Genomic DNA, 11,956 nt, shown 5'->3' with positions numbered 1-11,956 from the left:
ACCACCACCGCGCCGCCGCCCTCAACCTACGACGCCTGCTCGCCATGGGGCTGACCATGGAGAACGGGACCTGGGCCCTGGCCTGACCCAGTAACCAGGGCCTCATGAACCTCCCTGCTGCAGGCCGGTCAGCCACACGAGGACCACAGGCGGGCGCATCGCTCCCAGTCGCCGTACCCAGAGCGCTGACCTGAATCGCCGCTTGACGGCCCACCGAGACCGATCCGCAAGCCGCTCACACCACCGCAACCCCCAATGGCGCCTTGTTCAGCAGCCTCCTAGTGCTGGTCGGAGGCGGGCTCGACCAGCTCGAGCAGCACGCCGCCCGCGTCCTTCGGGTGCACGAAGTTGATGCGGGAATCGGCCGTGCCCCGCTTGGGCGCGGGGTACAGGACCCGGACGCCGCGGCCGGTGAGGTGCTCGGTGATCGCGTCGATGTCGGTGACACGGACCGCCATCTGCTGGATACCGGGCCCGTTGCGGTCGATGAACTTGGCGATCGTCGAGGTCTCGTCGAGCGGTGCCAGGACCTGGAGGAGGGCGCTGCCCTCGGGGCGACCGGGCGATCCGAGCATCGCCTCGCGCACGCCCTGCTCCTCGTTGACCTCCTCGTGGAGGTTCTCCATGCCCAGGTTGTCGCGGTACCAGGCCACCGCGGCGTCGAAGTCGGGCACCGCCACGCCGACGTGGTCGATCGCCACGACGAGCTCGGAGGGCAGCAGGGGTTGGCCGGTTGGGGTAGTGGTCATACCTGCCACGTTATCCGTTCCCCCTTCCCGGTAGTTTGGCCAGTACAGTCGTTTCCCCTCGATCGGAAGGTGTCCCATGACCGCCGACCCCACCCGCACCGTCATCGTCTCCGGTGCCCGTACCCCGTTCGGCCGCCTGCAGGGAGGCCTGTCCTCCCTGTCCGCTCCCGAGCTGGGCGGCATCGCGATCCGCGCCGCCCTCGAGCGCGGGAACGTCCCCGCCGAGGCCGTCGACCAGGTGATCATGGGTCAGGTTCTGTCCGCCGGTAACGGTCAGATGCCCGCGCGGCAGGCGTCGCTCGCGGCCGGTATCCCCAAGCGCGTCGACGCGCTGAACATCAACAAGATGTGCTTGTCCGGGCTCACCGCCATCGCGCTCGCCGACCAGGCGATCCGCTCGGGCCACTCCGAGGTCGTCGTCGCGGGCGGCCAGGAGTCCATGTCGCAGGCCCCGCACCTGCTGCCCAAGAGCCGGGCCGGCTACAAGTACGGCTCGATCGAGGTCCTGGACCACATGGCCTTCGACGGCCTGCACGACGTGCCGACGGACCAGCCGATGGGCGCGCTCACCGAGGCCCGCAACGTCGAGCTCGAGATCACCCGTGAGCACCAGGACGAGTTCGCCGCGATCTCCCACCAGCGCGCGGCCGCCGCCGCCGCGGAGGGCCGGTTCGCCGACGAGATCGTGCCGGTCACGGTCAAGGGCCGCAAGGGCGAGACCGTGGTGGACACCGACGAGGGGGTGCGCCCCGACTCAACGCCCGAGTCGATGGCCAAGCTCAAGCCTGCCTTCTCCAAGGACGGCACCATCACGGCCGGATCGTCGTCGCAGATCTCCGATGGTGCCTCCGCGGTGATCGTCACCAGCGCCGCGCGCGCCGAGGCCGAGGGCTGGACCGTCCTGGCCGAGATCGTCGGGTACGGGACGGTCGCCGGCCCGGACTCGACGCTTCAGCACCAGCCCGCCGACGCGGTGCTGGACGCCTGCAGGCGTGCGGACATCGATGTCAAGGACATCGACCTGTTCGAGTTCAACGAGGCCTTCGCCTCCGTCGGGCTGCACTCGACCCGGATGCTCGAGCTCAGCTCGGACCAGGTCAACGTCAACGGCGGGGCCATCTCCATCGGCCACCCGATCGGTGTGTCCGGTAACCGCGTCGTCCTCACGCTGGCGCTCGAGCTCGCCCGGCGGGGCGGCGGACTCGGCGCGGCCGCGCTCTGTGGCGGCGGCGGCCAGGGTGACGCCCTGCTCATCCGGGTGCCCGCGGCCGGCTGACACCCCCGTCCGGGCATCGTGGAAGGATCGGAGACGTGACGAGACCAGGTAACCGACCCCCGTCCGCCGCCGAGCAGAAGCTCGCGGCGTCGCTCGCCGGCGCCGTCGATCTCTCCGGCCTGAAGAAGCGAGCCGAGACCCGCCGGGACGCGGCCGCCCCCGGTCGCGCCCCGGGTCAGGGCGGTCCGCCGCAGGACGGGGGGTCGCGGGTGCGGGTGGAGGTGGACGAGGCCTCCTTCGAGCAGGAGGTCCTCGTCCGCTCCGCCCAGGTGCCGGTGATACTCGAACTCGTGTCGCAGCGGGCGCCGACCGCGCTGACGGCGACGCTGGCGGCCCTGGCCGAGGAGGCCGGGGGCCAGTGGGTGCACGCGACGGTCGACGTCGACGTGGCTCCGGGCATCGCGCAGGCCCTCCAGGCGCGCGCGGTGCCGACGGTCTACGCCGTCGCGGCCGGGCGGCCGCTCGCGGACTTCGAGGGCGAGCAGCCCGAGGACGCCCTCCGCCAGTGGCTCGCGGCCGTGCTCCGCGCGACCGAAGGCAAGCTGAGCGGGCCGGCCCCGGAGACCGGGGAGACCGAGCCGGACGAGGCGTCGGATCCCGAGCGGGACGCCGCGGAGGAGGCGTTGGCAGAGGGGGATCTCGCGGCCGCCGAGGAGCGCTTCACCGCGCTCGTGGACGCGCGCCCGGGCGATCACACGCTCGTCGAGGCGCTGCGGTACGTCCGGGCGGCGCGGCGCGTGTCGGAGGACGCGGACGCGGGCGAGGGTGCGGTGCCCGAGGCGCTGCGGGCCGCGGACGCGGCGCTTGTGGCCGGCGAGTACGAGACCGCCTTCTCCGGGTTGGTCGGCGCCGTCCGCGTCACCACCGGCGACGACCGTGCCGCCCTGCGTGCGAGGCTGCTCGAGCTCCTCGACGCGCTGCCGGCGGATGATCCGCGGGTGCTGGCCGCGCGCCGCGACCTGGCGAGCGCCCTGTACTGACGCATCACCGGTGGCCCCGCGTCGGGCCGCCGGTGCCCCGCGTCGAGCCGTCGGCGGGCCCCTGCCCGGGGCCGCCGACGGCTCTCCGCTATCCGGTGGGGGTGTGGCGGAACCACACGGTCGCGCGGGAGCCGACCGTGATCGCGGCGGAGTAGGGCCGCCCGTGGTGGGAGATCTGCTCGGCGTGGACGCCGCCGTAGTTGCCGGCGCCGGACCCCTCGTAGGCCTCGGCATCCGTGTTGAGGATCTCCTCCCAGTACCCGCCCTCGGGGAGGCCGATGCGGTAGTCGCCGAGAGGCGCGCCGGAGAAGTTCACGACACACGCGATGGTGCTGCCGTCGTGGTCGGTCCGCAGGAACGACAGCGTGTTGTGCTCGGAGTCGTTGGCGTCGATCCACGAGAAGCCCGAGGGGTCGTCGTCGAGCGCCCACAGACCGGGGTTCTCGGCGTAGCGGGCGTTGAGGTCGCGCACGCAGTCGCGGATGCCGCGGTGGTACTCGCCCTCCCAGCCCTCGAGGTCGTCCCACGCGACCCCGCGCTCGGCGTTCCACTCGGTGGTCTGGCCGAATTCCAGTCCCTGGAAGAGGAGCTTCTTACCGGGGTGGGCCCACATGTAGGCGTAGAGGCTGCGGATCCCGGCGGCGCGGTCCCACGAGGAGCCGGGCATGCGCTCCCACATGGAGCCCTTCCCGTGGACGACCTCGTCGTGGCTGAGGGGGAGGACGAAGCGCTCGCTCCAGGCGTACATGAGCGAGAAGGTGATCTCGCCGTGGTGGTAGCCGCGGTAGATCGGGTCCAGGCCCACGTACTGGAGGGTGTCGTTCATCCAACCCATGTTCCACTTCATGGAGAAGCCGAGGCCGCCGGTGTAGGTGGGGGCGGTGACGCCGCCCCACGAGGTGGACTCCTCGGCGACGGTGAGGACGCCGGGGTGCTTGCGGTGGACGGTGGCGTTGACCTCCTGGAGGAACGAGATGGCCTCGAGGTTCTCGCGGCCGCCGTGGATGTTGGGCGTCCACTGTCCCTCGTCGCGGGAGTAGTCGAGGTAGAGCATCGAGGCGACGGCGTCCACACGGAGGCCGTCGACGTGGAACTCGTCGGCCCAGTACAGGGCGTTGGCGACGAGGAAGTTGCGGACCTCGCGCCGGCCGAAGTCGAACACGTAGGTGCCCCAGTCGGGCTGTTCGCCGCGCCGGGGGTCGCCGTGCTCGTACAGCGGGGTGCCGTCGAACCGGCCGAGGGACCACTCGTCCTTGGGGAAGTGCGCGGGGACCCAGTCCACCAGGACGCCGATGCCGAGTGAGTGCAGGTGGTCGATCACGTAGCGCAGGTCGTCCGGGGAGCCGAACCGGCTGGTGGGGGCGAAGTAGCCGGAGACCTGGTAGCCCCACGAGCCGCCGAACGGGTGCTCGGCGACGGGCATCAGTTCGACGTGGGTGAACCCGGTGGAGAGGACGTGCTCGGCGAGTTGGTGCGCGAACTCGCGGTAGTCGAGTCCGGGCCGCCAGGAGCCGACGTGGACCTCGAGGATGGTCATGGGGGAGCGCGAGTGGTCGCGGGTCGCGCGGGCGGCGATCCACTCGTCGTCGTTCCACTCGTAGGCGGAGGTGAACACCTTCGACGCGGTGGCGGGGGGCACCTCGGTCGCGACGGCCATGGGGTCGGCGTGGTCGACGGTCCGCCCGTCGGCACCCCGGACGCGGTACTTGTAGACGGCGCCGTCGCCGACGTCGGGGACGAACAGTTCCCACACGCCGGAGGAGCCGATCGAGCGCATGGGCAGCGCCACGGGGTTCCAGCCGCAGAAGTCGCCGACCACGCTGACGCCGCGGGCGTTGGGCGCCCACACGGCGAAGGACGTCCCGGTGACCGGCCCGCCGGGGGAGTCGTAGGTGCGGACGTGCGCACCGAGCACGTCCCAGAGGCGCTCGTGGCGTCCCTCACCGATGAGGTGCAGGTCGACCTCGCCCAGGGTCGGCAGGAACCGGTAGCCGTCGGCGACGGTGCGGGTGTGGCCGTCCGCGTAGGCGACGCGGTAGCGGTAGTCGGGCACTTCGGCCTCGGGCAGCGCGGCCTGGAACAGGCCGTCGGAGACGGGCTCCATCGGGACCGTCCGGTCACCGAAGTCGATCTCGACGGACACCGCACCCGGCTGCATGGTGCGCACGACGGAACCGTCTCCGTCGCGGTGCGTCCCGTACACCGAGTGGGGATCGTGGTGGGTGCCCGCGCGCAGCCGACCGAGCACCTCGTCGGTGAGAGGCGTGGGATGCGGGGCGGCGGCCGGAGCGGGGCTCGCGGCCGGCCCGGGTGTCGCGGGTGCCGCCGGGGATGACGGCGACGACGACGAGGTCTTCTCCGGCCGGCGCCGGGCGGTCGCGGGGTCCTGCTTCTTGTGCTTTCCCATGGTCGTTCGCCTCAATCCACGGTGTGCGTTCGGTAGGACAGTTCGACCCTACGTGCTTCGGAGCAGGGTGGGATCGAGACGATGTGCGCGACCGCGGACCACGGCTCGAGCCGGATGTAATTGCTCGACCCCCAGTGGAACTCGGTGCCCGACACCTCGTCGCGGACGCTGAACCGGGCGTCGTCGTCGTAGCCGAGCGCCGCCATGTCCAGGTGCAGGGTGCCCTCCTGCGCGCCGAGGGAGTCCAGGGTGACCACGGTCAGGACGGTGTCGCCGGTGGCGGGATCGATCTTGGAGTAGGCGAGGATCTGGTCGTTGTCGACGTCGTGGAAGTGCAGGGTCCGCAGCTGCTGGAGCGCGGGGTGCTCGCGCCGGATCCGGTTGAGCGCGCGCAGCCAGGGCGCCAGCGACTGTCCGGCGGCCTCGGCGGCCGCGAAGTCGCGGGGCCGCAGTTCGTACTTCTCCGAGTCGAGGTATTCCTCGCTGCCCTCGGCGACCGGCTGCCACTCGTAGAGTTCGTAGCCCGAGTACACGCCCCAGGCGGGCGAGAGGGTCGCGGCGAGGGCGGCGCGGATCGCGAACATCGCTGGGCCGCCGCGCTGGAGCGACTCGTGCAGGATGTCCGGGGTGTTGGTGAACATGTTGGGCCGCGCCTCGTCGACGTGGGCCAGCAGCTGCTCGCAGAACTCGACCAGATCGGCCTTGCTGGTCTTCCACGTGAAGTACGTGTAGGACTGCGAGAACCCCCGCTTGGCGAGCCCGAACAGCCGGGCCGGTCGGGTGAACGCCTCGGCGAGGAACAACACGTCGGGCTCGGTGCGCTTGACCTCGCTGATGAGCCGGTTCCAGAAGTCGGCGGGCTTGGTGTGCGGGTTGTCCACACGGAAGATCCGCACGCCCAGTGAAGTCCAGTGCCTGACCACGCGCAGCACCTCGGCGTAGATGCCCTCGGGGTCGTTGTCGAAGTTGATCGGGTAGATGTCCTGGTACTTCTTGGGCGGGTTCTCGGCGTAGGCGATGTGTCCGTCGGGCAGGACGGTGAACCACTCCGGGTGCTCGGCGGCCCACGGGTGGTCGGGCGCGCACTGCAGCGCGAGATCGAGGGCCACCTCGACGCCGCGTTCGCCCGCGTACTCGACGAGACGCCGGAAATCCTCGGTCGTACCGAGGTCGGGGTGCACGGCGTCGTGGCCGCCGTCCCGTGAACCGATGGCCCACGGGGACCCCACGTCGTCCGGGTCGGGGGTCAGTGTGTTGTTGCGACCCTTGCGGTTGATCTCCCCGATGGGGTGGATGGGCGGCAGGTACACCACGTCGAACCCGAGGTCGACCGCGTGGTCGACGTACGCCCGCGAGGTGGCGAACGTGCCGTGGACGGGTCTGCCCTCGGCGTCCCAGCCGCCGGTGGATCGGGGGAAGAACTCGTACCAGGAGCTGAACTGAGCCTCGCGGCGATCGACCCACACCCGGTGGGTCTGCCCCACGGTGACCAGTTCGCGCACCGGGTCGGTGGCGAGCGCCGCGGCGACCTCCGCCGACAGGGCGCGCTCCGTGCGGGTGGCCGCGTCTCCGTCACCGCGCAGCGCGTCGGCGGCCCCCGAGAGGAGGGCGGCGCGGTCGGTCTCCCCCGCGGTGGTGGCCCGGGCGACCGCGAGGTCGAGCACGCGTGCGCCCACCTCGAACTCGTTGCCCAGCACGTCGGCGTCCTGACCCGCGTCCATCTTCTTGATGATGCCGCTGCGCCAGGTGGCGAAGGGGTCGGACCAGGCCTCCACGCGGAACGACCACATGCCGGGCACGTCGGTGGGCAACAGGGCGTGAACGGTGTCGGGTTCGGTACCGGGCGCCATCGTGGTGCGCGAGGAGAGGCCGCCGGGTCGGCGTACCACGAGGCTGGCGGACAGGGCGTCGTGCCCCTCCCGCCAGACGACGGCCGAGATCGGCAGTATCTCGCCGACCACCGATTTCGACGGGAACCTCCCGCAGGAGACGAGGGGACGGACCTCGTCGATGGCAAGACGGTCGTTCACGTCGGTGCTCCTTCCGGCTGCGGGTCGGCGCCGCGAAGTGGCGACGTCCGTCACCGTCGACGCTAGCGAAGTCGGGCCGATCCTTCAGGGCCGTCATCTCCGGTTAACCCGCGCGAGTCGTGTTCCTCCGCACCCGGGGCCGCGATAACCGGTTAGATGGGCGTCGTGAGCACCGCCATCGACATCGACCCCGACCTCGTCCTCGACCTGCGTGACGTCTCGCTCCGGCGGGACGGCAAGCCCCTCGTGGGGCCACTGACCTGGCAGGTCGAACTCGACGAGAGGTGGGTGGTGCTCGGCCCCAACGGTGCGGGTAAGACCTCGCTCCTGAGGATCGCCTCGGCGTTGGAGTACCCGAGCACCGGCACAGCCGTCATCCTCGGTGAGCAGCTCGGTCGGACGGAGGTGACCGAGCTGCGCAGCCGGGTCGGCCTGTCGTCGGTCGCCGTCGCGGGCCGGATCCCCGGCGACGAGGTGGTGAGCGACCTCGTCATCTCCGCCGGGTACTCGGTCCTGGGCCGCTGGCGGGAGAGGTACGACGAGCAGGACTTCGACCGCGCCGCCGACACCCTGGAGTCGATCGGCGCCGAACATCTCGCGGACCGGACGTGGGGCACACTCTCGGAGGGCGAGCGCAAGCGCGTGCTCATCGCGCGCGCCATGATGACCGACCCCGAACTGCTACTGCTCGACGAGCCGGGCGCCGGGCTGGATCTCGGCGGCCGCGAGGACCTCGTCGCCCGGCTCGGGGACATGGCCATGGACCCGGACGCCCCCGCGACGGTCCTGGTGACCCACCACGTCGAGGAGATCCCCCCGGGATTCACCCACGCCATGCTGCTGGCGGAGGGTGAAGTGACCGCCATGGGGCTCATCGACGACGTGATCACCTCCGGGAACCTCAGCCGGGCCTTCGCGCAGTCGATCACGGTCGACGCGATCGACGGCCGCTACTTCGCCCGCCGTGCCCGCCGATCGGGCCGGCACCGACGGGCGTGACCGGCGTGGCGGGCGCGAATGGCGGCGGCGGGGACACCCACGCGGGATACGCGCCGGACTCCGTCCCGATCCGTGAGGCGGCGACGGTCGCGCTGATCCGCGACGCCCGGGTCGGCGGGGGAGTCGAGGTGTTCCTGCAGCACCGCGTGTCGACGATGCAGTTCGCGGCGGGCATGTCGGTGTTCCCCGGCGGCGGGGTGGAGCCGCGCGACTACCACGGCACGCGGTCCTGGCGGGGGCCCGCGCCGCGGTGGTGGGCCGAGCGGTTCGGCATCGACGAGGGCCGCGCCGCCGCGGCGGTGCGAGGGGTCGCGCGCGAGCTGTTCGAGGAGACCGGCGTCCTGCTCGCCGAGCCGGCGGAACCCACCCCGCGCCCGACCACGCCCGCGGCCGTGCCCCCGGCGTCGCCCGGCGTCGCCGAGCGGCGCGCGCTCGACGCGGGGCACGGGGACCTCGACTCGCTCCTGGCCGCCCACGACCTGGTGCTGTCCGCGCACCTGCTGCGGCCGTGGGACCGCTGGACGACCCCTATCGGTCCGCAGCGGCGCTACGACACACTGTTCTTCGTGGCCGCACTGCCGGAGGGGACGGAACCGGACGGCGGGACGAGCGAAGCACGGGCCGCCGAGTGGATCCGCGCCGACGACGCGGCCCAGGCCGGCATCCTCGGCCACCTGGGGATGCTCCGGCCGACCCTCGACGTGCTGTCCGACCTCGCGGGAGCCGCGGACGTCGCCGAGGTGCTGGCCACCGAACGGGCCATCGCGCCCGGCGGGAACTAACCTTGCGGCGGTGACCCCCGAGGACCTCGACTTCCTGCGCACCGACGCCGGCCGCGACCTGATCGAGCTCGCCGCCGGGCTCGACTGGTCGCGGGCCCACGTCGTGTCCTCGACGGCGACCGTGCGCCGCGCGGACGCCGAGCACGCGGCCGCGGCGATCGACGTCGTCACCGCCCGTGCCCGCGCGCACGGCCGGATCCGCGGGGCGGGGGCGATGCTTCTCACCGACGAGGCGGTGCAGCAGGCCACGGCCTGGCCCGTCGCCGCCCTCCGCGCCGAACGCCTGGCGGGCCGGGACGTCCACGACGTGACGTGCTCGGTCGGCGCCGAGCTCACCGAGCTCGTCCGCACGGCCGGCCGCGTGATCGGCTCGGACCTCGACCCGGTGCGCGCGCGGATGGCCGCCCACAACGTCCCCGGGGCGCTGGTGTGTGTGGCGGACGCGCTCGCGCCGCCGAGCCGCGACGCCGTGCTGGTGGCCGATCCCGCCCGCCGCGCCGGGGGACGCCGCATCCACGACCCGGCGCAGCTCAGCCCACCGCTGCCGGACCTCCTCGCCGTGGCCACGGACCGCGACCACGTCATCAAGTGCGCGCCCGGACTCGACACCTCCGCCCTCGGCCACGAGGGCGAGGTCGAGCTGGTCTCCCTCGACGGCTCGGTACGCGAGGCCTGCCTGTGGTCGTCGGGCCTGGCCGGGGGCGTACGGAGACGCGCGACGGTCGTGCGCACCGCCGCCGCCGGGGCGCCGGGCCCGTGGGGACCGGCGCGCCTGACCGCGGACGGTGTCGCCGTGCACGTGGAGGAGGTGACCGACGGCGACGACGACGAGGTCGCCGCCCACCCCGAACCCGAGCGGTTCATCGTGGACCCGGACGGGGCGGTCGTCCGGGCGGGGCTCGTGCGGCACTGGGCCCGCAGGCACGGGCTCCGTCAGCTCGACCCGCGGATCGCGCACCTGACCGGCCCGCGGATCCCTCCGGGCCACAGCGGGTTCGAGGTGCTCGAGCGGTGTCGGCTGGACCGCAAGCAGCTGCGTCGCGCCCTGCGCGCGCGGGACTGCGGGTCGCTGGAGATCCTCGTGCGCGGCGTCGACACCGACCCGGACGTGCTGCGTCGCTCGCTGTCGCTGTCGGGGTCGCGGCCGCTCGCGCTGGTGGTCACCCGCATCGGCACGTCGGCCGTGGTGTTCGTGTGCGGGCCCCGGACCCGGGCCACCGGGGATCAGCCGAACATGTAGACCGCGCCCATCGCGGTCGTCAACGCGATCCGACCGTCCGAATCGACGCTGAGCCCCGACACGGGACCCGACGCCGCGGGCACCTCGAGCCGGTGGACGGTCCGCCCGTCGCCGCCGTCGAGCACGTGTACGGCGATGCCGGGCTCGCCGCCGCCACCGCCCGCGCGCACGGCCACGATCACCTGCCCGTCCGGGGTCGCGGCAGGGTTGGTGAGCTGCTGCAGATCGTCCCGGCGCCAGACCTCGCGGCCGGTCCCGTCGACCGGGCGGACGGCCACCACGGGCGCCGGGCCCGCGTCGTCGTCGTGCTCGTCGTCGGGACCCCTCCACACGGTCGTCGTGCGGCCCGCGGTGACGAGGGTGCCGTCGGGCAGCAACGCCGGCGAGGCGTCCGGGCGGTACCCGACCGGCACCGACCACAGTTCGGCGCCGTCGGCCGCCCGGTACGCGGCGAGGGCGCCGTCCGCGGCGTGCACGTAGACCTCGTCCCGGTCACCCGACAGGACCACCGGCACGCCCAGCCGGCCCTCGGTCAGAGGGACGCGCCACAGGACCTCCAGGGCGGGCGCGTCGTCACCGACCAACCGCACGGCGACCAGCTCCGGCTCCGCCGCGCCCGGCGTCCACGCGGTGAGGTACGCCGTGGCCGCGTCGGTGTCCACGGCCGCGGCCGCCGGCACCGGGCACCCCCGCGCGCCGGTGGCGCACCACGGCAGACCGTAGGCCGGATCGTCCGTCACGACGTCACCGGTGAGACGCAGCTCGGGGGTGACGTCCAGACCCGTGTGGGCGTTGACGACACGCGCGACCCCGAGGTGGGAGACGAGCAACAGGTGGCGGTTGTCCATCAACGTCACGGTGGTCGGCACGCCGCGGGTGGCGGCGAACCACCGGTTCTCGCCCTCGGCGGCCACCGCCGCGACCCCGCCGTACGCCGGGACGAACAGCGAACCGCGCCCGTCGACCGTCGCCGTGATGCGCGGGCCGTCCGTCGGCATACGGGAGCACCACCGCTTGCGGCCGTCGTCGGCGGTCAGGGCGAAGAGGTTGCAGCCGCGCTCGGAGACCGTCGCCTGGAACGACGTGCCGATCCCGTCGGAGGAGGCCACCCCGATCGCCGGGGCGCCCAGCGTGCGCGACCAGAAGAGCTCGGGGGAGTCCGACACCCCGGCGTGCGCCCGCGACGAGTTCGGCGGGCCACCGGCCACCGACGACCAGCTCGCGGCCTGGCCGAGGCGCGCGCCCCCGCTCGGCGTGTCCGACGCGCAGCCCGAGACCACGCCCAGGGCGAGCCCGGCCACGACCAGGGACCGCACGGTGCGCGGTAACGATGCCGGTGCCACAGGTCCCCCCGTCGAAAGAGTGATCAGGGCGTAAGCGTAGTCCGAGCGCCCGGCGACCCAGGGGTACGCCCGGGGGAACCGCTACTCGCGGAGCGCGCTCCGCCGATACCGTGACGACACTCACCCTGCCCGCGAGGGCACCAGCCCCGG

The 11,956-nt window shown here is 72.9% G+C and carries 9 protein-coding genes; 5 read left to right on the top strand and 4 right to left on the bottom strand.

All coding sequences use genetic code 11. The features are described from left to right. Positions 1-278 precede the first annotated feature (278 nt). Positions 279-749: a methylmalonyl-CoA epimerase gene (gene mce, locus DCI01S_RS11915; RefSeq protein WP_007627608.1), complete on the bottom strand. Its 471-nt coding sequence runs from the start codon at positions 747-749 to the stop codon at positions 279-281. Positions 750-825: 76 nt separating this feature from the next. On the opposite strand from mce, the gene DCI01S_RS11910 reads away from it, so the two are divergent. Together DCI01S_RS11910 and DCI01S_RS11905 are read left to right on the top strand one after the other, a co-directional pair. Beyond that, a complete protein-coding gene (locus DCI01S_RS11910; RefSeq protein ID WP_007627606.1) occupies positions 826-2,025 on the top strand; it encodes an acetyl-CoA C-acetyltransferase in 1,200 nt (399 codons plus the stop codon). A gap of 35 nt (positions 2,026-2,060) precedes the next feature. Next, positions 2,061-3,005 (top strand): tetratricopeptide repeat protein, encoded by a 945-nt coding sequence (locus DCI01S_RS11905; protein WP_007627604.1) that lies wholly within the window; start codon positions 2,061-2,063, stop codon positions 3,003-3,005. 88 nt (positions 3,006-3,093) lie between these two features. On the opposite strand, the gene glgB is transcribed toward DCI01S_RS11905, so the two are convergent. Further along, positions 3,094-5,412, bottom strand: a complete 2,319-nt coding sequence (gene glgB / locus DCI01S_RS11900; RefSeq protein ID WP_232303152.1) for a 1,4-alpha-glucan branching protein GlgB — start codon at positions 5,410-5,412, stop codon at positions 3,094-3,096. An 11-nt stretch (positions 5,413-5,423) separates the two neighbouring features. Then, the gene (locus DCI01S_RS11895) at positions 5,424-7,442 is read right to left on the bottom strand and encodes a maltotransferase domain-containing protein (RefSeq protein WP_061229422.1); all 2,019 of its coding nucleotides are present in this window, start codon (positions 7,440-7,442) and stop codon (positions 5,424-5,426) included. 156 nt (positions 7,443-7,598) lie between these two features. Here DCI01S_RS11895 and DCI01S_RS11890 point away from each other — a divergent pair, with 156 nt between their 5' ends. Genes DCI01S_RS11890 through DCI01S_RS11880 form a run of 3 tightly spaced genes read left to right on the top strand, consistent with a single transcriptional unit; the run spans position 7,599 to position 10,463 of the window. Continuing rightward, entirely contained in the window at positions 7,599-8,441 is an 843-nt protein-coding gene (locus tag DCI01S_RS11890) for an ABC transporter ATP-binding protein (RefSeq protein ID WP_061229421.1), read from the top strand. Between the two features lie 5 nt (positions 8,442-8,446). After that, positions 8,447-9,223, top strand: coding sequence for an NUDIX hydrolase (locus DCI01S_RS11885; RefSeq protein WP_061229424.1), 777 nt, complete (start codon positions 8,447-8,449; stop codon positions 9,221-9,223). Between the two features lie 10 nt (positions 9,224-9,233). After that, positions 9,234-10,463, top strand: coding sequence for a THUMP-like domain-containing protein (locus DCI01S_RS11880; protein ID WP_061229420.1), 1,230 nt, complete (start codon positions 9,234-9,236; stop codon positions 10,461-10,463). Here DCI01S_RS11880 and DCI01S_RS11875 read toward each other — a convergent pair. Continuing rightward, positions 10,448-11,779: a BamB-related PQQ repeat family beta-propellar protein gene (locus tag DCI01S_RS11875; RefSeq protein WP_061229419.1), complete on the bottom strand. Its 1,332-nt coding sequence runs from the start codon at positions 11,777-11,779 to the stop codon at positions 10,448-10,450. The genes DCI01S_RS11880 and DCI01S_RS11875 overlap by 16 nt on opposite strands. Positions 11,780-11,956: the final 177 nt, after the last annotated feature.

The sequence above is a fragment of the Dietzia cinnamea NBRC 102147 genome, assembly GCF_001571065.1.
GTDB classification, from domain to species: domain Bacteria; phylum Actinomycetota; class Actinomycetes; order Mycobacteriales; family Mycobacteriaceae; genus Dietzia; species Dietzia cinnamea.
This window is presented reverse-complemented; position numbering and strand designations above follow the sequence as displayed.